The following is a 20,443-nucleotide window of genomic DNA, read 5'->3' as shown; positions in this document are numbered from 1 at the left end:
CCATCAGCAATAATTATTCCCATACTGCTCTGTAATTGATCTTAAAAGCATTATCTACTTTATACACCAAAAACTGTAATTACTTTTTAATACATTTTGGTAATTTAACTATAAATGTAGTCTCATTTTCTTTTAACAAATCAACAAATAACATACCCTCCGAATTTGTGATAATTTTTTCTGCTATATATAGACCTCTTCCTCCGTCTTTTTCCTCTTTAGTGGTAAAACCCAAATCAAAAATTCTGCTCCGAATTTCTTGGGGAATTACTCCAGGGTTAGTGATCTCAAAAACAAAATATTTTGGGTCTTCATAAATCGCTATTTTAATCCATTTGTCATCCTTTGTAGATATTTCATACACGGCATTATCAATTAAATTCCCTAAAACGGTCACTAAAGGAAACGGTGATATTTCCAAATTTTCTAGTGATGTAGTAATATCCAAATAGACTCGAAGATAACTGAGGCTGGCAGTTTTACTACAAATAAGGGCTGCTACCTCCGGTCTTTTTAACGAAACGAGCTTTTCATATTCAATTAATTCGTTTGAAAGATTTTTAATATATCTGCTCACTTCTTCATTATTGCCTAATTGGGCCAACCCCATAATTACCTGTAGATGATTGATAAAATCATGATGCTTTGCCCGAATAGAATATATTAAATTATTGGCTTCTTCTAAAAGCAGACTAACCTTCTCAACTTCCATCCTTTTTTCCATATTCTTTTCTTTCGAAAATAGTCTAATAAATTCTATAAATAAAAAAATATCTATAAATACAACGGAATAAACAAGAAATAGAATGGTTTCTGTACTAACTCTATATTCTTGAAAAACATTAAAAATGTAAACATATGAAATAAAGGAAAGAAAGCAGATCTGCAATAAAAAATAATTCAAAACTATAAGTTTTTTCCTAATCATTTCACTTCAATCTTTTCTATAATAGTAAAAATATTAATTTTAAATATTTTTAATGCGACTAATAATATAATAAGAAAAATATTTTCTGCTTGACCAAATACAACAAGTAGCGAAGGAGACTTCATTACAACACTCGAATCTACATGAAAAATATTAAAAATATATCCTACCAGACATGACCCCAGCATGATCAAGCTGAAATCTAAAAGGGCAATGCTTATTACATAGTGATTTTTCACTATCACAAACAATCTGAGAATAATACAAAATAATACTATTAATACCAGAGTATGTGATCCAAAGGGTATATGATAATAAACATAAACCTTACGAACTACCCAAATTGCTAGCCCGAAAATCATTACTGGTATTAAGATATTTTTAAGTTTATAGTTGATATTAAATAATTCTAATCCAGTTACTATCATTATTGCAGATTGTATCATATGCAAAAAAATTAGGATCATAAGATCCCCCATTATCGATCGGCTCCTTTTAAAGAATTTTTATATTTTATATATCTAGTATAAATTACTTTCTTAATGCCGCAGGAACATCTGGCTGATATGACATTGGTCCACAAGCAACCGCCACATTAGCTAAGGCAATTAATGTCAATACTACCGTAAATAATCTAACAAATATCCGGCTCATTCTCTCTCCTCCTTTCTGTAATTATTTTTAACAAGCTATCTAAAAAATGAACAAACAAATAACCGATAGGAGTAATAGAAAAAATCTGCCACACCATACCTAAGCAACTAGCGAATATCAGGCGATTGATTAATAGATTTTTTTCATAGAGCACCAAGAAAATACAAAGTATACTCCATACAAAAAGTAAAGTAAAAGAAATTCTGCGTAAATACTTCTTTTGTACTTGTGATGTGACTGGTTTGCCAGGAGTATCCGCAGGTGCATAAATATAGGTTGACCATATTCCTAAAATAGTAGTCAACAACAATAAATAACCTAAAAATGGGTTGACAGCTAGATAATCATATTTTACAAAAAAGCCAATAGGGATGAGGATCAATAAGCCAATTAAATTGCATCTCCATTGAGAAGAAGCATGCGCTCCTCCGGAAAAAGTACGAAAGAACGAAACTGTTAATCCAGCCGTAATCGTTTCGTAGAAAATTCCTAACTTAACCGCTAAAACGATTAAAACTAGATAACCTAAAATAAATGAAGTAAACAGCTTAAACCCAAATAAAATTACCTCTTCATCTTTTCCGGATTCAGTTGCCAAATAATGGCTAATCTTATTAGTCATAGTTTGATTATTTTTCATCATACGGGATTATTCTACTGTTTTTTTTATTTTCCTGCTAATTATAATAGAATTTTACATATTTTATGCTTATATGAAAAATATGTATTATTCTGTCGAATTATGGAGATGCTAAAGAGGAAACACGGGGACGGTCCTATTGTTTCCATTACAGTTTTACACTATAATTTGATAAAGTAAAAGATCCAATGGAGGAATTGCCATGTCACGACAGGCGCGGGAAAAAAGTGAAACTGGTATCTATCATGTGATGTCCAGGGGAATCAATCGTCAAGATATTTTTCATGATAAGGAAGATTCAGAACGATATTTAGAAACGCTTATGCGCGTAAAGGAAAAACAAGATATAGCATTATATGGGTATTGCTTAATGGAAAACCATGTGCACTTACTGATTAAAGAAGGAAAAGACGGACTTGCAGCAGCCATGAAGAGTATTGGGACAGCATATGCGCGCTGGTACAACTGGAAATATGACCGTAATGGGCATGTATTTCAAGATCGGTATAAAAGTGAAGCGGTTGATAAAGAGGCCTATCTTTTAACTGTTGTTCGATACATTCATCTTAATCCGGTGAAAGCAGGCCTGGCAAAAAATCCTGAAAGTTGGGACTGGAGTAGCTGCCGGGCCTATTACGAAATGTCCCCCTATCCCTTAGGACTCACGGAAACAGAATTTACCCTTGGGATACTTTCAGAAAACAAAGAAAATGCTATTTCCTTATTCAGAGAATACATGGAAGAAGCAAACTCAGACCAGTGTCTCGACCATGATGAGAAAAAGAGAAGGAGCGATGGGGAAGTCCGGCAGGAAATCATACGCCTTATGCAAGGGCGAAATATTCAAAATATCAACAGCATGCCTAAAGAAGAACGAAAGGCTATTTTACGTAACACAAAGGCCATTAAAGGGACAAACTATCGGCAAATCGCCAGAATCCTGGGGGTCGCCCCAAGCACGATATTCAAGGCCTGATCGCCAACAGGAAACACTAGGACCGTCCCCATGTTTCCAGAGTTTTTAAGACTCGTTTTGCCTTTAAGGTCTTATCCAAATGATATTCTAAATAGTGCTCGAAAGCTTTCTCCAATTCGTTTCTCATCATGGGAGATATTTTCAAGCGAAATATTTGCCTGGGATCCATTGACAACATTTTTTGCATGGTAAGCACTGTACCGGGGGAAATAGCGCTTTTTGCTCCCCTATCTCCCACACAATTTTGACACAGGATTCCTCCGGCCTCCGGATCGAGGAAAAAAGAACCGCCGCCCAAAGACCGGTGACAAAGCATACACTCCGTTAAATAGGGCTGATAACCCAGAAGATAAAGCAAACGAATTTCATATAAACGGCAGATTAGTTCCGGATCATCGCCGAGCAAGAGTCCCAGGCAAAGCAGGGTTAAAAGAAACAGCTTTTCATTGGGTTCCCGGTCAGGCACGGCACCATCAAGGAGTTCAGCCAGATAGGAGGCATAAATCAGCCGCAGCAGGTCATCCTGCAGACCGCCAAATGCTTCTACCGTCTCAGCCTGGGAAACGGTATCCAAGCTGCGGCCCCGGTACAGGAGCATCCGGGAATGGGAGAACATCTGCACGCCCCCCCGCAGCCTGCTGGTAGGCTTTCTTACTCCTTTGGCAATGGCCTGTACCTTTCCCTGTTCTTTTGTATATAAGGTCAATATTTTGTCTGCCTCACCGAAATCCCGGGTTCTAACAACCAGGGCATCCACGGAATATAGCTTGGTCATGGGATACATTCCTTTTCGGTTTCCGGTTACCGGGATTTAGTCGGTTCTCGGTTAATAAATTTGGGGGACTGTCTACAGTCCGTTGGAAATCTTCGCTTGTTAGTGAAATTTTTGTCGCCTGCTCTTTTAAACCAGCTGGCTCATAAAGAAGGACGCCAGCCCGGTATAAATCAACAGTCCGGTGATATCAATGGAGGTGCTGATAAAGGGAGCTGAAGCTACCGCCGGGTCGATACCCATGCGCTTAAACACTAAGGGAACCAGGGTTCCCATGGTGGCAGCCGTAATCATATTGCCCAAAAGCGCGCCCCCCACCACCAAGCCCAAAAGCAGGCTTTTCTGCCAGAAAAAAGCGACGAAAGTAACGATTAATCCACAGATCAGGCCCACCGCGGAACCAACCAGGCTTTCCCGTCCTACCGTCAAAAAAAGTTCTTTGGCATCGATTTGACCGGTAGCCAGTCCGCGCACCGTCAGTGTGGACGATTGGGTTCCTACGTTTCCCCCCATGCCGGTGAGTAAGGGAATGAAATAGGCCAAAGCAACTACAGCCTGCAATTCTGCCTCCAGGCCGCGGATAATTCTTCCCGCCAGCAACCCTCCCGCCAGGGTCACCAAAAGCCAGGGAAGCCTGGTGCGCAGAGAATTAATAATTCTGCTTCCTAAAGTATCTTCTAAATCAATTTCTGCCGTACCAGCCAACCGGAAAATATCCTCTGTAGCCTCCTCATGAATAACATCGATGACGTCGTCCACAGTGACGATTCCTAAGAGGCAATTGTTGTCATCCACAACCGGTATAGCGAGGAAGTTATATTTGGACACCATGGCGGCGACTTCTTCCTGGTCCATATGTACATTTACGCTCTTGACCTTCCGGTGCATAATCTCTTCAATCACCGTATCGGGACTGGCCACAATCAGTTCCCGTAAAGAGATCACACCGGCCAGCTGGTTTTTGGCATTGATCACATAGACATAATAGACTGTCTCCGCATCAGGAGCCGTTTCCCGCAGCACCTCGATGGCTCTGGCTGCGGTGATGTCCTGGAGAATGGCCACATACTCCGTGGTCATAATACCGCCGGCCGTGTCCTCCTTGTATTCCAGGAGTTCCCGCACCTCAACGGCATCTTCCTTTTCCATCAAATTGAGTATTTGGTCTTTTTCTTGATCCGTCAATTCGCCCAGCAGGTCCGCCACATCGTCGGAATACATTTCATCCAAAATCTCAGAGGTTTTTTCCGCGCCGATGATTTTCAAAACCTGATTGGCCAGGTCCGGATCCAACTGGTTTAAAACTTCCGCGGCCATGTCCCCGTCTAAAAGGTTCAGGACAGTAGCTATTTCCTCCGGTTCCAGGTCGACAAGGAATTCCGCAATATCTGCCGGCTGACACTCTTGGAGCAGCCGTTCCGCCTCTTGGTGTTGGTTATGGGAAATATATTCTTTTAAAAGAGGATAGAATTCTTCGCTTTTCACAAAAAAAGACTCCTTTCTGATCCCAGGAGTCTCTGTTTCAGGACAGTTTCTCCCGGCATATGATCGATTTTTTTCCTCCAGGGTCACTGTCCATGAAAAAGCTCACCTCACATGCAATGGATTAGATATTTCTCTTATCATACCCGAAATTTCTCAAGGCCACGTCTCTGTTGCGCCAGTCTTTTTGCACCTTTACCCATAGTTCCAGGAAGATTTTACTGCCCAAAAGATTCTCCACATCTTCCCGGGCCAGCTTGCCGATTTCCTTGAGCATGCTGCCCTTTTTGCCGATGATGATGCCCTTTTGAGAGTCCCGTTCGATATAGATGATCGCGCCTACATAAACCAAATCCCGCTCTCTTTCCTTAACCTCCGTTACTTCAACCGCTACCGCATGGGGGATTTCCTCCCTGGTAAGATGCAGTACTTTTTCCCGGATCAGTTCGGCGATGATGGCTCTTTCCGGCTGGTCCGTGATCATGTCAGCCGGGTAAAACTGGGGGCCTTCCGGCAAATATTTTTCAATTACCGAAATCAGTTGGTCCACATTATCATTGGCCAGGGCGGAAATAGGGATTACTTCCGCAAAATGGTATTTACCGCTGTAAAGGCTGATGAGCGTTAAAAGCTTGTCCCGGGAAACTAAATCGATCTTATTCAGGACAAGAAATACCGGGGTATCGATCTTCTCCAGCTGATTGATAATAAATTCCTCGCCGCCGCCAAAATCTGCCGAAGCATCGACCAGGTACAAAACAATATCAACCTCATTTAAAGTCCTTTCCGCGACCGTTACCATAAATTCGCCCAGTTTATGCTTGGGTTTATGAATTCCCGGCGTATCAATAAAAATGATTTGGGCATTCTCCGTGGTGAAAAAACCCTGAATTTTATTTCTCGTCGTCTGCGGTTTGTCAGACATAATGGCAATCTTTTGGCCCAAAATGGTATTCAAGAGGGTGGATTTTCCCACATTAGGCCGGCCGATAATGGTGGCGAATCCCGATTTATATGAAGACATTATTTCCTTTCCTCCGGTTTTCCGAATGTATCCCCATGGAAGTACAGGGGAAGTAAATCTGCTGCGGTGCGTACGATAAACTCACCATTAATATTTCCCATGATAATTTTCATATCCGGGTTAAATTCAATCAAGACCTGCCGGCACGCCCCGCAGGGATAGGTATAAGTTTGCGCATCGGAGGTCACCGCTAAAGCGGAAAAATTCCTGCATCCCGCCGCCACGGCAGAAAAAACGGCCGTCCGTTCCGCGCAATTGGTCAGACTGTAAGAGGCATTTTCCACGTTGCATCCGGTAAAAAGTTTTCCTTCTTCCGTAAGCAAAGCCGCGCCCACCCGGAATTGGGAGTAGGGGGCATATGCCTTTTCCTTGGCTTGCTCAGCTAAAGCCAAGAGACTTCTGTCATCCATCCGATCACATCCCTTCACAGGGACTGGGGGTTGGGGTTTGGTCCCTGTTCTATCAATATTCTACCCGGGTGTTTTGGGGAATAATCTCAATCCAGGTCTGCCCGGGCAGGAAGCGAAACTCATTCCCGTAGACATCTACAAAACGGGTAGGCTGATGTTCCGCATCCTTGATCCACCGGCCTTCCTCTACCTGCCCCCCGGAAAAAAGCCAGACCTTTCCTTCGCCCTGCAGGTCAATCTCCAGGCGCCCCTCTTCATCAAAGGCCCGAATTTTGGTCTCCTGGACAAGAATATTCGCCGCAGAAAGCTGTTCTTCCGTCTCTTTATCCTGGTGGGGTTTATCACCCAGATAACGGCGGTACAGGCCGGAGGCCTGATCATACTTATAAATTACATCCCCATAGGCATAATGGATCGTTGCCTGAAGAGCCTCGTGATTTCCGGCGCCCGCTTCTTCCCGTGCCCGGAAAGAAAAACCCGGCACCTCCACTTTCTCATCCCACCCTTTCAGGGCGATCTCCCGCCCCAGGTTCTCGCTGCTGGTATAAAGGTTGTGGGGAGCTTTCCTGGACTTATCCCGCCAAAACCCGGCAGGATGAAACATCTCGTTAATATGGTCCAGATCCTCATTTTTAAAATATATTTGGGCCTGAGGACTTTCCCCGGCATGAATAAAAACGGCATCCCAATCCTGGGCCAGGCTGGCCAGATAAGGCCGGGCACTGCGCACCGGGCCGATTTTTTCCGCCTGCCCATGAAAATATATGGCAAGGAAACGGGTGACTCCTCCCTCCGCCGGTATTTCATAGACCAAATCCGCTTTCGTCAATCCGGACTGGGGCCGGGCAGCAAAAAGATTATCGATGGTAACGGCCACAGGACGGGCAGGCATTTTCTCCAGGGGCGTTCCATCAAAGGGGCAAACATAGGCATAGATCGGGTCTTGGTCTCCAGTTTCCTCTGTACTGTTATCATCCTTTACCACCTGGGAAACAGAATTTATTTCTGCCCAGGTCAAGTAAATAAAAGTACAGATACCCAAAAAAAGAACCGTCAACAAGATCATCATTAATTTGTAACGGCCTCTGGGCTTCATTTATTTTCCCCCTCTATCATCAGATAAACGCAGCTTCTAAAATAAGGCCCAGACTTTAGGACCGAATATGATCGCACCAATGATCACCGCGCCGAAAGAGGCGAGCAGAACCGCACCTGCCGCCACATTTTTCGCCACTTTAGCGAGAAGAAGGTACTCCTCTGTATACATGTCGACTACTGTTTCCACTGCGGTGTTGATCATTTCCAGGGTCACCACCATCAGGATCGTTAAAAGCAAAATCAGGAGTTCTGTCGTAGAGATATGGAAATATAGGGCGGCCAGTAAAACCCCCAGGGTGAAAAGGCCATGAATACGCATGTTTCGTTGCGTGCGCAAGGAATAAAGAATGCCGTCTCCGGCAAAGCCCAGGCTTTCCCAAAAATTTCGCGATTTTTTTACCATCACTCAACCAACCTTACTATTTTGTACAACCCGAAAACCCCTTCCTGGTTTTCGGATTCTCATGCGTTTCACCTTTATCTTTCCAATCCTACCTGATTTAATATTTTTTCTTCTTTTTGGCGCATTTCAGCGGTTTCAGCCTCATTGCCGTGATCGTAACCGAGCAAATGAAGCATGCCGTGTACCGTCAAAAAGCCCAATTCTCTCTCTAAAGAATGTCCGTATTCCTCGGCCTGCCGCCCGGCTGTTTCCAGGGAAATCACAATATCCCCCAACAGATTGCTCTCTTCCAGGGAAATAAATTCGGGAGCCCCTTCCATCTCTTCGTTCATGGCAAAAGACAACACGTCCGTAGGCCGGTCCATGCCCCGGTAAGACCTGTTTAATTCCTGAATTTCCGCATCATCGACGAGCAGAATGCTTACTTCCGGGTCCATGTCCAAATTTTCTTCCCTGATCACGGCACAGACGAGGGTATTAAGAAGCTCTTCCGTCTCCGGGGTTACTATCACTTTGTCCTGCTGGTTCCTTATGATTAACTCCACCCTTTGCTTTTCCCCTTTCCATTTCTTTGGCAACCTGATCCGGATATTCGATCCGGCTGTGGAACATGCCGTTTAACACCCGGACAAAGGTTTGGGTAATAACGGCAATATCCTTAAAGGTAAGATCGCATTCACTCAACTGGCCGTCATCCAGCTTTTGTTTGATAATCTCCCGTACCTTTGCCTCCAGATGCCCTTTGGTGGGCTTCTCCAGGACATGAACCGCGGCTTCTACGCTGTCCGCCAGCATGATAATGGCCGTTTCCCGGTTCTGAGGCCGGGGCGTCTGATAGCGGAAATCTGATTCTAACACGCTTTCCGGCTTATCGCCCTCTTTGGCTTTGTGGTAAAAGTAAGAAACCAACCCGGTGCCATGGTGCTGCTCAATAATATCTACGATGACCTTGGGAAATTTATGCTCTTTGGCTAATTCCACCCCGTCTTTGACATGGGAGGTGATGATCAAGGTACTGAGCGTAGGCGTAATTTTATCATGGGGATTTTCTACGGAAGGCTGGTTTTCAATAAAGAAATAGGGTCTTTTCACCTTGCCGATATCATGAAAATAAGAACCCACCCGCACTAAGAGAGAGTCGGCGCCTACAGCATCTGCCGCAGCTTCCGCCAAATTCCCCACCAGAATGCTGTGATGATAGGTGCCAGGTGCCTCCACCATCAGTCTTTTCATGAGAGGATGCCCCGGGTTGGACAGTTCCAGCAGTTTTACCGAGGTGGTAATGCCAAAAGCAGTCTCTAAAAAAGGCAAAGTTCCAATGGTGAGGATCGATGCGAAAACACCGTTAAATAAGCCCATACCCATACCTAACCCGATTACCGGCATGGACTGGTTCCACATTAAGCCAAGAACACCCACCGTTAAAGCACTTACCAAACCGATATCGATGCTGGCCCGTACCAAATGGGACCTTTGACTTAAGTTCGCCACCCGGTAAATACCCACCAGACCGCCCACAATCGCTACTGTGACATAGATCATCTGCCCGTTGGTGATCACCCCGATAAACAGGCCCAACACCACCGTAATAAAAACAGCCGTGCGCACATCAAACAAAATTGCCGCCAGCATCGAACTGGCCGCGATGGGAATGGCATAGCCCAGTTGGGAGGCAAACTCGGGCCTGTCCGAGATATGAATGGAGGTGACGATTTTGGCGATAATCAAAGAAACATTAATGAGCAGGCCCAATAAAACAATATTGGATTCTTGCTTTTGCAGTTCCGGTTTATATCCTCTTATATAAACAATAATTAAAACATAGACTATGGCGATAAATCCAAACAACCCTACAAAGGTGGGAAAAGGCGTATTGGCCCTCTGCAGACCCAAATACTTCAGGGCCTCAATCTGTTCCGGCGTGGTCACCGCTCCTTTTTCCACGATCTTTTCCCCCGGCTGAATCGTCACTTGAACCGGTTTCACCTGAGCCAGTTTGGATTCTACTTCTTGAGCGGTGGTGACCGGGTCATAAATCTTGTTCGGCTCAAATTTGAGCTGATTGACAATGCCCCGGAGGCACACTTTAAAAGATGACTTCAAATCAAGTGCTTCCACATCGTTAATGATGCGCCGCTGCACAGACTCCAGCTGGTCCTTGGTGACCCCATCCTGCATTCTGGTCCGGATAATTCCTTTTAATTCTGTTTCCAGCATGGCTACGGTCTCCTGGTCGGCATCTAAAAGAGCGGACAAAGACTCCTGGGGAACGGATTCCGGCAGCAGGCCTTTTAATTTTTCCATCTTTGCTGTTTCGTCCAAATTGGCATCATTTTTAATTGTGGAAACAGCGACAAAAAAATCTTCGACGCCCAGTTCCAGATTATTCAACACCTGATGATTCATCTGAAAGATTTGAGGGACCTCCTGAGCCGCTTTCGCTCTGGCTTCGGCGGTTTTGATCTCACTGGTATAGGTAACTACTCCCCCGTTATAATAAACATCTTTTTTGGCAACTTCTCCTGTCTCCAGCACCACCTGGTCCGGAATAAAATTTGCTCCCAGAATGATAAAACTGAAAAGAAAAAAGATAACCCACCAAAGGACACGGCGGGCAGTATGGTTACGAAACAACCTGAGAAAAGGTAACAGGAGATATTTTCTTAGCAACCGGTCTTTTGTCACCAGGACTGCCTCCTTTTGGGAGTTACATTTGATTTTCTTCATAAGCATTGATAATCTTTTGGACCAACGGATGGCGCACTACATCCGACTGGGTTAAATAACAGAAACCAATGCCCGGAATATCTCGCAATATTTTCTGTACTTGCATTAAACCGGAATACTGTCCCTGGGGTAAATCCACCTGGGTAATATCTCCGGTCACTACCGCCCGGGAACCAAAACCAATTCTGGTTAAAAACATTTTCATTTGCTGGGGCGTGGTGTTTTGCGCTTCATCCAAAATAATAAAGGCATCGTCCAGGGTACGGCCTCTCATGTAAGCCAGGGGAGCAACTTCGATGGTATTGCGTTCCATAAACTTCTGGGCCGCTTCCATGCCCAGCACATCATAAAGGCTGTCATAAATAGGCCGGAGATAGGGATTTACCTTGTCCTGCAAATCGCCCGGGAGAAAGCCTAATTTCTCACCGGCTTCCACAGCAGGCCGAGCTAGTATAATCCGGGTCACTTCTTTGTTTTTTAAGGCCAAAACAGCCATCACCACCGCCAGGTACGTTTTCCCTGTCCCGGCGGGGCCAATGCCAAAAACAATGCCGTTTTGCCGGATTGATTGGATATATTGGTACTGTCCTAATGTTTTCGCTTTAATTTGCTTTCCCCGCGGGGTCACATAAATGGTCTCGGTTAATTTTTCCGCAATGTTTTCATTTTCGTGAGCAACCATATTCACCGCATAATTGATGGAAGATACCGTTATGGTCACACCCGCTTTGGCCAGCGTGAGCAAATGCTCAAAAACCCGGCGGGCTTTTTCCACTTCTTCATTTGTACCTGTGAGAATAACCTCGTCTCCCCGGGCGACAATTCCCGCCTGCAGGCTTTGTTCCAGCAGTCTCAAATTCTCATCCCGGTGGCCCAACAAATTTGCCGCTTGTCCATTGTTTCCAATGGTAATTTTAAGCTCCCGTTTGGTGGTCAATCAATCAGAACCTCCCTATATTATTGGAAAATGTTGTTGACCCCATTATACCTTCTTTTGTACCATTACTCAATGGGAAGAAATTTCCCTATATCCTCCTCAGTCTCTAGGATCACGCAGGCTCTTTTTAAGCGGGACCCGTTTCCTTCCACGGGTCTGATCTCTTGATCCGTAATTACAGCCTGAGACGGTACCTGGCGCTTTGCGGAAGCTAAAGCAATCTTCACCGCTCTCTGCCAGGCGCCCTCGGTTCCCCAATTTTTTTGATAGGTTTCCTGTTCCCGGTAAGTAACAATTATTAATTCGACAGGGAGCTTAATACTCCTCCCCCAATTCAATTTTTGGGTTTTCGTATCATCAATACTAAGCTTGTACGGAGATACTTTCGGTCCCCAAATCACCACATTTTTTTGCTGCCATTTCAGAGATAAGGCATGGGTAATTTTTCCCGTATTTCTTTTTCCATACTCCACAACCGGGCATTCACCATACCCCCGGTACCATACCCGGGCACGTACAATCCCGTCTGCTTGGACCTTTTCCCCTGAGAAAGAAGAAGGGGGAGGCTGCGCCGGTTCCTGGCCCGGAAGCGATTCCTCATTTGGCAAAATTGCACCGGAAATCAGCACCTGCCCCCGGGAAACAGTATCTCCCGGCTCCACGCAAGGCTGTCCTTTCATGACCAGAATCTGGGTAATGACCCCATCCTTTAAGGCCACAATATTACCCGGCCCTTTGTTTTTTTCACCCGGCTCCGGCGCAACTTTTTCCACAATCTCGATTTCTATTTTGGTTCCTTTGGCCCTGATAGCGACCCAGGAAAGCTGCGGAACGCGGGTAATGAGATATTTTTCTGTCCCTTTAAAATCCATCATCCATTTGGGACGTCCCGCAAAGATACCTTGTTCCGCAGCCAAACGCTTGATCATTTGGGGGTTGATATTCTTGACGGGCTTTTGGCTGGTTACTTCCACAAAAAAAGCAAAGGTGGAAAGGACATATAAGGTGACAATAAACATCACGGCGCCAAAGGCCAGCATTTTTCTTTTTTGAAAATATTTAATCTTAAAGGGCAGGCCCCTTCTCCTTACAATCCGAAAACGGCACCGGCTTTTTCGGGCCACATGCCGTAAAGCTTTGACATAGGAAAGCTGTACCTTTGCCTGTACCGTGCCGTCGTCTTTCCAAGAGATGTCCCAAATGTGGATGCCTCCCAGAACGGCAAAGTTGATGAAACGTTCTACTCCGGCTCCTTTAATATAAATCACCACATACCCCATCAGGTAATTTAACAGATTTTTCAATTCAGGTCCTCCCCTTAACCGGAAATGGATACTTTTATTTGAAGAATTTCCCCATTGATCATAATTTCGTCCAACTGAATGTTTCTCAGGATCAGATTACTTCCCTCGATGTCCAAAGTACCCCGGGCCACCAGGACCCTTATTTTGCTGTCGGTATATTCCACAATGCCTTTATGGTTTTCTATATTTAACTGAAGGTTGCCAATCATGGTAATGCGGGGCAAATTCAAGGCAATATCCGGAGGAATTTCCAAGAGATCGGCAAAGGCGCTTTTAAACTTCGCTCTTTGCCCGCGCAGCACTTGTTTGTTGGTCCGCATAGCAACGCCTCCTTTATTTCTTTAATAAATCTATTCCAACCAGGACCAAGATATGAAACGTAAAATAGAAAAGAGCCCAACCTCTCCTTCATGCATATTGCGCTCTTCTAAAGCAAAAAATAAAAAAAAACCGCTGGGGGTTTATTGATGGTAAAAGTTTGGTTTTATCCCACGTATTTGGTTTTAGGAATTATCTTCTCCCTGATTTTTATTCCTAAGAAGTACTATAAAGAATATTTTATTTACGGATTTCTCATCGGCGCCCTGGGCGACTTTTGTGTGGTAGCCCTATTCCAAAATGTATTTAAGATCATTTGGTTTAAAAATGCGGGGATCTTCCATGTCTTAGGACAGAACCTTCTTTCTCCGCCCAGTTGGACGGTTACCGTGATGCTTTTTCTCCGTTTTTTGCCCCATAAACGTTTTTTCAAATATTTCTATGTTCTCACCTTTGCCGGTTTTTCCGTGGGATACGGCATCCTAGTAAAAAATGTGGGTCTTTTTGACTATCGTCCCTGGTTTTATCCCTTTTTCAGCTACCTTACCTTTTTAGGCTGGTGGTGCTTTGCCGCCTATTTCTTTAACAAGACAAGCCCTTTAGCAAATAAAAACGATCTCTAATACCCGTAAAAGCCGCCCTTTCGGACGGCTTCTACTCGATTCTGGCTTGACTGGTTGCGCTACTTCGTCAACAGCCCGCACCATTCTCACCCCACTAGCTTTAAACTATCTTTCATCATATTTCTGCCCCGGGACAGTCGTGCCTGAAAGGCCTCCTCCGGTTCTCCCAGGATCTGGATCACCTCGGCCCGGGACAGTTTAAGAACGTCATAAAGCACCAGGGCCAGTTTTTCTTTAGGCGGGAGCATCATCAGCAAAGTATCCACCTGCCGGGGGTTTCCTTTAACACCTTTCGGCTCCTCTTGGTAAAATTGAAGGTAGATCCGGCACATCTTTTTTAAAATCTCCCGGGCAAGATCTTTTGGTGCCATGTCCTGCACCGGCATTAAACCGCCTACTGCTTTAGAGATCAGTTCCACCGCTAAACTATCTTGTCCAACTAGCCTAAAGGCGGCATTATAGAGTAAAGCACTATTTTCATTTAAACAATCTATCATGCTCTGTTTTGCACACATTTCTCTCACACCCTCCATCAAAACCACTCCTTGTGCTCGACCAGGGGACATCTCTCTCATGATTGCCTGTCGGGGTATGTCCCCCATGAATAGGGGGGCATACCAACCGTGGCTAGACACATGTTTATGCTTAAAGCCGTTTCAGATAAGCGCTCAGGCTCTCTGAAACCGGTGTACCCTCATTGATCGTACCATGGAATTGGGATAGGGTACCTCCTCTGATACTAAACATGACATCTATCTGCTCTTTTTCCTGATCATATCGATAATTTTCGCACAGCTCCAAGAGCTCCTGGATCACCTTAGGGTCTTCGATTTTCACCCGTTTGGGAAGCGCCTGCCCGTCAGCCGCTCTCTCTTCATATCCCCGGTTTTGTTTTTCCAGTTCCGCGTATCCTACCTCATTGAGAAGCAGCATCACCTGGTCATAGTATCCCTTAGTTTGCAACCACTGAAAGAGAGTCCTATACTCTTTAGGCATTTGGTAATACTGAATATTTCCCTTTTGATCGGTGATCCGGATGTTGGTGTATATGTTTTTTTCCGACAGCAGTACCGGCAAAGAGGCAGACCTGATTTCCTGCCGGAAAAGATCCGTAAATTCCTTGATCTCGCCGCTTTCCGTCAAAATCAAAGGTCTTTTGGGCGTCCGGTCATCTTTGATTTCCACCAATTTTATCTGAGACAGATCCTGCGTTAAGACAGGAAACCTGGCCTCCTTATATTCCATGGATTCATAAATAGGCTGGAGGAAAGGGGCATTCTTTGCATTATTCTCCATGGGATACTCTCTGATCAAATGGGTGCCGTCCTTCATGGTATAAATAATATAACGGTAAGGACCTTCCTTTTTATCAGGTCTTTGCTCAACGAAATGCCGGTGCAGCTTGATCACATTTTCTATATTCTCTTTGCCGTGAAAAAAAGCTCCTCTGTCATAAGCGGTTGAGTACTCTCTCTCTTTTTGATCAGATTCCCAAGCCTTTTCTTTTCCCTTTTCCAGTTCAACCTGGGTCCAATTGCCAAAATAATTTCCCAAGTACACCTTTTCAACTTGGTCAAGGTCGGGAACCCTAGTCTGATAACCGATAAAATCAGTTTTAATGCCCACCAGCAGCACCACCAGCAGTACCGTATAGGCCAGATAACCTTTATAGGCGGGCCAAACCCGAAAAGATTTCTGCAATAAAATTTCCGCAATACAGTATCCCAAGAAAGAGCAGAAGAGGTATCCAAAAACGGTTACAGCAAAGGAACCGTTGGAGATTCCGGCAAAATAGGCCCCTCCCAGCAGCATACTGCACAAGGTTACCCCATATTTAAACACGGGCCGGAAAAAGGGAAAAGCCACAATATCGCCGGAAGATTCTAATTTTCTAATCTTGTAGACATAATAAGCACACAAGAAAAACAGTCCAGCGAGAATAAGATAGCCGGCAATCTGGCCCGGGCCGAAATACTCCGGTGTAAGTCTGCCGTTCAGCAATACCAAGAGAGGGAGACTATTGAAAAAGCTTCCCTGGAAACTGGTATCCGCATACCCAAACAACAGCTGCCGAAGGTTATAGGATAAAAGCATGTGAAACCCTTCGGGCAGGATCTGAAGGATATAGGTAAAAACGATCTGGGCTATGGCATTTCCCGTAAACATGCCCATAAAGATGCCCATGCCGTAAAACAGCGTATTAAACAGCAGGGTGTAGCCTGCCCAGGTCCAAATATCTCCCAAAGAGTAATATTCCTTTAAAAAAGTTGCCGACTGCAGGACCATTAATACCAATGCATTGCATAAAACAGGAGCAACGAGAAGCAAGAGGCCGGAAAGACCGTGATTGAAATAAAGGGTTTTTCTGGCATAGGGAAGGCCATGCATCATCGCCGCAGATCTGGCCGTATGTAAATATTTAAAAAGCAGTGCGGCCATCAATACCGGCACCACAATGATTAATAAGATTTGCAGCTCGTTTTGTCCGGACGATAGGTCCAAAGACCTTCTAAACATCTCCTGCCTGTACTTATCCGCCCCGGGGGGGCCTGCCACCAGATGATTAAAGGGCAGGATAAAAAAGAGCACCAGCATATACAGGCTGCTTATCCACCAAAAGCGTTTCAGGTCACTTTTCATCAGGCTCTTGTTAAATAAGGATGTTTTTGATTTCATATCCCATCCCCCCTAACTCATAGATAAATATTTCTTCCAGGCTCAGGGGCAGAACATCCAAAATAATGGGATTCGTGGTCCGAATCCGGGATAAAAGTTCTTCCCTGTTCCCTTTGACAATCAAGAGAAAAACGCTGCCATTTTGCGTCCGGTAAAGGGTTTCTCCCTCTTGAAACAACCCCTCGGGAAATGTTCCGGCGTAAGCCACCTGGATTTTGTGAATATCTGATTTCATACTGTCCAATTCTCTTTCCACGACGATTTTTCCCTGATGCAGGATCCCTACATGGTCGCAGACATCTTCCAGTTCCCGTAAATTATGAGAGGAAACCAAGACTGTGGTCCTGTGCTCGGCCACATCCTGCAACACCAAATTCCAGACCTTTTTGCGCATCACCGGGTCCAGTCCATCCACCGGTTCATCTAAGATCATCACTCGGGGCATCATGCAGATTCCCAGCCAAAATGCCACTTGTTTCTGCATTCCTTTGGACAAATGGGTAATCCTTCCTTTACTTTCCAGGGGAAATACCTGTTTCAGCAGGTGAAACCGGTCCCAATTCCAAGCCGGGTAAATTCCCGCGTAGAATTTGGCCATTTCATCAATACTGTATTGAGAAAAAAAATAAAGATCATCCGGAATATAGACCAGGGAGGATTTAACCCTGGGGTTTTCATACACCGGCTCCCCATCGATGGTAACCTGCCCGGAGTCCTGACGATAGATACCGGCCAGGTGTTTGATCAACGTTGTTTTTCCTGCGCCGTTCGGTCCCAGCAGACCGTATACAGATGCCTCTTCTACATGGAGGCTGAGTTCATCCAATGCCTTAAATGAGCCAAACCGCTTGGTAACTTCCCTTACTTCAATCATATTCCCTGGCCTCCCTCTCCTCATAGATTCGTTGTATATGGGAAATTAATTCTTCTTTCGGGGTGTTGATATATCTTAACTCGGCTGTTACCCGGTCAAAGTCCTTGAATAGTTCATCCCTTCTTACCTGGTTATTGACCTGCTGCAGCGGCGTGACAAAACTTCCTTTCGCCCGGACAGAATAAATAAATCCTTCCACTTCCAGGTCTTTATAGGCTTTTTGAATGGTGTTCGGGTTAATCGTCAAGGACTGAGCCAACTCCCGGACGGATGGTATCTGTTCATTGGCCTTCATGACCCCATTGATAATGAGTATTTTCATTTTTTCTTTGATCTGCTCATAAAGAGGTCTCCTGTCCCCAATATCCAACTGAAACATGCTTTTCTTCACCCCCCTATCTGTATTATATTTATTAATACAGTTAATACAGTTATATATTATCTGTCCTGGCAAGGAATGTCAAGAAAAATGTAAAAAAGCCCAAAGGGCTTTTATTCGGGTATGATTAAGCATAAAAAAATAGCCAAAGATAAAATCTTGGCTCTTCATACCGGCATTTTTCTCTTCTATACATAACCCTTAATATGACTTTTAGTCTATTTGTTATTTCCTTGTAGCGTACCGAGCGTTGTGGCTTTTTCAATAATTAGTTTTTAAACAATTCACTTGCCATCGGATTAAAGTATTGCACTTCAAACTCCACAACACGATATTCCTGTATACCGGAAACCTTAAGTGGATCAGCATCAAGAAAATCGTTCACGTGCTCAATGGAGTCAGCCTTTATAATGGTTAGTCCACCACTCGCATTATCTTTAAGTCCAGACGCTAGTACCCAACCTTCCGCAAATGCTTTTTGAAAATAAGCAATATTTTCCTTTACCATATTTTCATCAATATTAGCTGTCCCCCATGTCCCTCCTATTTGGATGGAAGGCAATGCCACTGAATAAGACAGCTTCAGCGGCAGCTTTCCTCCGTGATTCTGCAGTTAGTCGGCAGTTATTTTGCAGGCAGTTTAGCTGAACCACCTCCATGGCTCTGTTAAGGGTGTTGTCAACAACCCCGCCCCCTCGACACCTAATCACGCACGCATGAAAAACGCCGGTTAAGGTATTACTACCCAAACCAGCGTTTATTTTACCATACTCTTTTACAATATTTCTAAAATTAATATCCCTGAGGGCGGGGCCAGCAGCCGGCGCCAGCCTCGATAAAGGTTTCGGTATCCACAAATTTGGACCTGTGCATGGTAAACCATACGGAGGCCAGTAAATAGAACATGAAACCGGAGACCATGTTGATCCAGTAGCCGAAGTACATGCCGACCAGGGTGGCCAGGGTCAATAGCAGCAGTACTACCGCCGGGATGGGATGCCAGGGCGCCGTATAGCCCCGTTCGATGCTCCCTAGGGGATACATGGCCCGGAATTTGAACATCATGTATGCCGTTAATACGTACACCAGGAGGGCCGAGAGGATGGAGAAGGTGATCACCTGGTCCAAAAGCCCGGTGAAGCCAAAGGCGATGGAGATGGGCAAGAGGAAGAGGATGGCCCGGTATGGTGTTTTGTATTTGGGATGGGTGACGGCAAAGACTCCGGGGATGAGGGTGTCCCGGGACATGGCAAACCAGGCCCGGCTGGAGTCGTTGATGCACCCGTTGGCACTGGCTAAGCAGGAGAGGATGGTGCCTACGAAGAGGGCGATGATGACATAGGGCTTCCCGGTGGCCAGCGCCGCATCATAGAGGGGGAAGACGGATTCTCCCAGTTTTTCCGCCCCTACCAGTCCGGAGCAGACAAACCAGGTGGTGGTGGCCCCGATGAGCAGGGTGACTAATCCGACCATGGCCCCGATGGGCAAGGACCGTCCCGTGGACCGGCATTCTTCCGCCGCCAGGGCCGTTCCTTCGATGCCCAGGTAGAACCAGACCCCGAACTGGAAGGCGGCGACGATGCCGATCCAGCCATAGGGCAGTCCGTCCGTGAGCTGTTTGATCTGGATCAGGCTGTGCTCCGGACTGTAAAATTGGGTGCCGAAGAGGAGTACGAAGATGGTGACGAATGCTATGGCGGTGATGAAGAAGTTTAGGGTGAGGGTGGCGTATACCCCCCGGTAGTTTAAATAGGTCAGGAGCAGGAGGCTGAGTATGATGTAGGGCAATGCCTGGACGTCAGGATGCAGGGATTGGAGGATCTGTCCTACGACCAGGGCGTCTGCCGCCTCCAGCATGACGTATTCGAAGACCAGCATCAGACCGATGTTGAAGGCGGCCAGGGGGCCTAAGAGGTATTTGGCCATGGCGTATTGGCCTCCCGCTTCGGGGATGACGGAGCCGATTTCGGTGTTGATCATGACCAGTGAGATGTAGAGTATACCGATAACCCAGCAGGCGATGATGGAGCCCAGGGATCCTCCTTTGGCGATGGTGAAATTCCATCCCATGAATTCACCCACCAGTACGATCCCTACTCCTAAAGCCCAGATATGCATTGGCCCCAGTACTTTTAACAGATGGGATTCGTGGGCTTTTTCTTGTGCTTCACCCAGTGTGGTTTTTTCTTCCAACGCTTTGTACCTGCCTTTCTTCTTT

Annotated in this window: 23 protein-coding genes; 2 read left to right on the top strand and 21 right to left on the bottom strand. The window is 45.4% G+C overall.

What is annotated here, in order from left to right; translation table 11 throughout:
- Positions 1-79 precede the first annotated feature (79 nt).
- The 4 genes from DCMF_RS23520 to DCMF_RS23505 form a co-directional block, all read right to left on the bottom strand.
- Complete coding sequence (locus DCMF_RS23520) at positions 80-724, bottom strand: sensor histidine kinase (protein WP_214658844.1); 645 nt, start codon at positions 722-724, stop codon at positions 80-82.
- Positions 725-924: 200 nt separating this feature from the next.
- A complete protein-coding gene (locus tag DCMF_RS23515) occupies positions 925-1,407 on the bottom strand; it encodes a hypothetical protein (RefSeq protein ID WP_148136678.1) in 483 nt (160 codons plus the stop codon).
- A gap of 52 nt (positions 1,408-1,459) precedes the next feature.
- The gene (locus DCMF_RS30555; protein ID WP_148136677.1) at positions 1,460-1,582 is read right to left on the bottom strand and encodes an AgrD family cyclic lactone autoinducer peptide; all 123 of its coding nucleotides are present in this window, start codon (positions 1,580-1,582) and stop codon (positions 1,460-1,462) included.
- Positions 1,563-2,225 carry an accessory gene regulator ArgB-like protein gene (locus DCMF_RS23505; RefSeq protein ID WP_148136676.1) on the bottom strand — a complete coding sequence of 221 codons (663 nt, stop codon included), beginning with the start codon at positions 2,223-2,225 and terminating at the stop codon, positions 1,563-1,565. Before DCMF_RS23505 ends, DCMF_RS30555 begins: the two co-directional genes overlap by 20 nt.
- Before the next feature lie 199 nt (positions 2,226-2,424).
- On the opposite strand from DCMF_RS23505, the gene DCMF_RS23500 reads away from it, so the two are divergent.
- Entirely contained in the window at positions 2,425-3,198 is a 774-nt protein-coding gene (locus tag DCMF_RS23500; RefSeq protein ID WP_148136675.1) for an REP-associated tyrosine transposase, read from the top strand.
- Positions 3,199-3,214: 16 nt separating this feature from the next.
- Here the strand turns inward: DCMF_RS23500 and recO are convergent, their stop codons facing one another.
- The 11 genes from recO to yqfC form a co-directional block, all read right to left on the bottom strand.
- Positions 3,215-3,973 carry a DNA repair protein RecO gene (gene recO / locus DCMF_RS23495; RefSeq protein ID WP_214658843.1) on the bottom strand — a complete coding sequence of 253 codons (759 nt, stop codon included), beginning with the start codon at positions 3,971-3,973 and terminating at the stop codon, positions 3,215-3,217.
- Positions 3,974-4,099: 126 nt separating this feature from the next.
- Positions 4,100-5,455: a magnesium transporter gene (mgtE, locus tag DCMF_RS23490; RefSeq protein WP_236860109.1), complete on the bottom strand. Its 1,356-nt coding sequence runs from the start codon at positions 5,453-5,455 to the stop codon at positions 4,100-4,102.
- 121 nt (positions 5,456-5,576) lie between these two features.
- The gene (gene era / locus DCMF_RS23485; RefSeq protein ID WP_148136673.1) at positions 5,577-6,476 is read right to left on the bottom strand and encodes a GTPase Era; all 900 of its coding nucleotides are present in this window, start codon (positions 6,474-6,476) and stop codon (positions 5,577-5,579) included.
- On the bottom strand, positions 6,476-6,886 hold the full coding sequence (gene cdd, locus DCMF_RS23480; protein WP_148136672.1) for a cytidine deaminase: 411 nt from the start codon (positions 6,884-6,886) through the stop codon (positions 6,476-6,478). The genes era and cdd overlap by 1 nt, the downstream gene beginning before the upstream one ends.
- 52 nt (positions 6,887-6,938) lie before the next feature.
- Positions 6,939-7,982: a DUF3048 domain-containing protein gene (locus DCMF_RS23475; protein WP_148136671.1), complete on the bottom strand. Its 1,044-nt coding sequence runs from the start codon at positions 7,980-7,982 to the stop codon at positions 6,939-6,941.
- A gap of 36 nt (positions 7,983-8,018) precedes the next feature.
- Positions 8,019-8,387 (bottom strand): diacylglycerol kinase family protein, encoded by a 369-nt coding sequence (locus tag DCMF_RS23470; RefSeq protein WP_148136670.1) that lies wholly within the window; start codon positions 8,385-8,387, stop codon positions 8,019-8,021.
- A 74-nt stretch (positions 8,388-8,461) separates the two neighbouring features.
- Positions 8,462-8,932, bottom strand: coding sequence for an rRNA maturation RNase YbeY (ybeY, locus tag DCMF_RS23465; RefSeq protein ID WP_148136669.1), 471 nt, complete (start codon positions 8,930-8,932; stop codon positions 8,462-8,464).
- Positions 8,865-11,072 carry an HD family phosphohydrolase gene (locus DCMF_RS23460; protein WP_214658842.1) on the bottom strand — a complete coding sequence of 736 codons (2,208 nt, stop codon included), beginning with the start codon at positions 11,070-11,072 and terminating at the stop codon, positions 8,865-8,867. The genes ybeY and DCMF_RS23460 overlap by 68 nt, the downstream gene beginning before the upstream one ends.
- Positions 11,073-11,094: 22 nt before the next feature.
- Entirely contained in the window at positions 11,095-12,051 is a 957-nt protein-coding gene (locus DCMF_RS23455) for a PhoH family protein (RefSeq protein WP_148136667.1), read from the bottom strand.
- A 65-nt stretch (positions 12,052-12,116) separates the two neighbouring features.
- Positions 12,117-13,355 (bottom strand): sporulation protein YqfD, encoded by a 1,239-nt coding sequence (yqfD, locus tag DCMF_RS23450; RefSeq protein WP_148136666.1) that lies wholly within the window; start codon positions 13,353-13,355, stop codon positions 12,117-12,119.
- A 14-nt stretch (positions 13,356-13,369) separates the two neighbouring features.
- The gene (gene yqfC, locus DCMF_RS23445; protein WP_148136665.1) at positions 13,370-13,675 is read right to left on the bottom strand and encodes a sporulation protein YqfC; all 306 of its coding nucleotides are present in this window, start codon (positions 13,673-13,675) and stop codon (positions 13,370-13,372) included.
- Positions 13,676-13,822: 147 nt separating this feature from the next.
- On the opposite strand from yqfC, the gene DCMF_RS23440 reads away from it, so the two are divergent.
- Positions 13,823-14,296 (top strand): hypothetical protein, encoded by a 474-nt coding sequence (locus DCMF_RS23440; RefSeq protein WP_148136664.1) that lies wholly within the window; start codon positions 13,823-13,825, stop codon positions 14,294-14,296.
- An 86-nt stretch (positions 14,297-14,382) separates the two neighbouring features.
- Here the strand turns inward: DCMF_RS23440 and DCMF_RS23435 are convergent, their stop codons facing one another.
- The 6 genes from DCMF_RS23435 to DCMF_RS23410 all read right to left on the bottom strand — a co-directional run bounded on the left by DCMF_RS23435 (position 14,383) and on the right by DCMF_RS23410 (position 20,418).
- Positions 14,383-14,829 (bottom strand): RNA polymerase sigma factor, encoded by a 447-nt coding sequence (locus DCMF_RS23435; RefSeq protein WP_214658841.1) that lies wholly within the window; start codon positions 14,827-14,829, stop codon positions 14,383-14,385.
- Between the two features lie 112 nt (positions 14,830-14,941).
- Positions 14,942-16,972, bottom strand: a complete 2,031-nt coding sequence (locus tag DCMF_RS23430) for a DUF6449 domain-containing protein (RefSeq protein WP_148136662.1) — start codon at positions 16,970-16,972, stop codon at positions 14,942-14,944.
- Positions 16,947-17,846: an ABC transporter ATP-binding protein gene (locus tag DCMF_RS23425; RefSeq protein ID WP_148136661.1), complete on the bottom strand. Its 900-nt coding sequence runs from the start codon at positions 17,844-17,846 to the stop codon at positions 16,947-16,949. Before DCMF_RS23425 ends, DCMF_RS23430 begins: the two co-directional genes overlap by 26 nt.
- On the bottom strand, positions 17,839-18,225 hold the full coding sequence (locus DCMF_RS23420; RefSeq protein WP_148136660.1) for a GntR family transcriptional regulator: 387 nt from the start codon (positions 18,223-18,225) through the stop codon (positions 17,839-17,841). Before DCMF_RS23420 ends, DCMF_RS23425 begins: the two co-directional genes overlap by 8 nt.
- Before the next feature lie 268 nt (positions 18,226-18,493).
- Entirely contained in the window at positions 18,494-18,793 is a 300-nt protein-coding gene (locus DCMF_RS23415) for a YciI family protein (protein ID WP_236860108.1), read from the bottom strand.
- Between the two features lie 224 nt (positions 18,794-19,017).
- Entirely contained in the window at positions 19,018-20,418 is a 1,401-nt protein-coding gene (locus DCMF_RS23410; protein ID WP_236860107.1) for an APC family permease, read from the bottom strand.
- Between the last annotated feature and the right edge of the window lie 25 nt (positions 20,419-20,443).

Source organism: Candidatus Formimonas warabiya (genome assembly GCF_002777255.1).
Taxonomy (GTDB): domain Bacteria; phylum Bacillota; class Dehalobacteriia; order Dehalobacteriales; family Dehalobacteriaceae; genus Formimonas; species Formimonas warabiya.
This window is presented reverse-complemented; position numbering and strand designations above follow the sequence as displayed.

Bases quoted from the DNA above. Each gene is read 5' to 3' on its own strand.
- DCMF_RS23520 (WP_214658844.1), bottom strand. From the start codon at position 724: ATGGAAAAAAGGATGGAAGTTGAGAAGGTTAGTCTGCTTTTAGAAGAA.
- DCMF_RS23515 (WP_148136678.1), bottom strand. From the start codon at position 1,407: ATGGGGGATCTTATGATCCTAATTTTTTTGCATATGATACAATCTGCA.
- DCMF_RS30555 (WP_148136677.1), bottom strand. From the start codon at position 1,582: ATGAGCCGGATATTTGTTAGATTATTTACGGTAGTATTGACATTAATT.
- DCMF_RS23505 (WP_148136676.1), bottom strand. From the start codon at position 2,225: ATGATGAAAAATAATCAAACTATGACTAATAAGATTAGCCATTATTTG.
- DCMF_RS23500 (WP_148136675.1), top strand. From the start codon at position 2,425: ATGTCACGACAGGCGCGGGAAAAAAGTGAAACTGGTATCTATCATGTG.
- recO (WP_214658843.1), bottom strand. From the start codon at position 3,973: ATGACCAAGCTATATTCCGTGGATGCCCTGGTTGTTAGAACCCGGGAT.
- era (WP_148136673.1), bottom strand. From the start codon at position 6,476: ATGTCTTCATATAAATCGGGATTCGCCACCATTATCGGCCGGCCTAAT.
- cdd (WP_148136672.1), bottom strand. From the start codon at position 6,886: ATGGATGACAGAAGTCTCTTGGCTTTAGCTGAGCAAGCCAAGGAAAAG.
- DCMF_RS23475 (WP_148136671.1), bottom strand. From the start codon at position 7,982: ATGAAGCCCAGAGGCCGTTACAAATTAATGATGATCTTGTTGACGGTT.
- DCMF_RS23470 (WP_148136670.1), bottom strand. From the start codon at position 8,387: ATGGTAAAAAAATCGCGAAATTTTTGGGAAAGCCTGGGCTTTGCCGGA.
- yqfC (WP_148136665.1), bottom strand. From the start codon at position 13,675: ATGCGGACCAACAAACAAGTGCTGCGCGGGCAAAGAGCGAAGTTTAAA.
- DCMF_RS23440 (WP_148136664.1), top strand. From the start codon at position 13,823: ATGGTAAAAGTTTGGTTTTATCCCACGTATTTGGTTTTAGGAATTATC.
- DCMF_RS23435 (WP_214658841.1), bottom strand. From the start codon at position 14,829: ATGGAGGGTGTGAGAGAAATGTGTGCAAAACAGAGCATGATAGATTGT.
- DCMF_RS23430 (WP_148136662.1), bottom strand. From the start codon at position 16,972: ATGAAATCAAAAACATCCTTATTTAACAAGAGCCTGATGAAAAGTGAC.
- DCMF_RS23425 (WP_148136661.1), bottom strand. From the start codon at position 17,846: ATGATTGAAGTAAGGGAAGTTACCAAGCGGTTTGGCTCATTTAAGGCA.
- DCMF_RS23420 (WP_148136660.1), bottom strand. From the start codon at position 18,225: ATGTTTCAGTTGGATATTGGGGACAGGAGACCTCTTTATGAGCAGATC.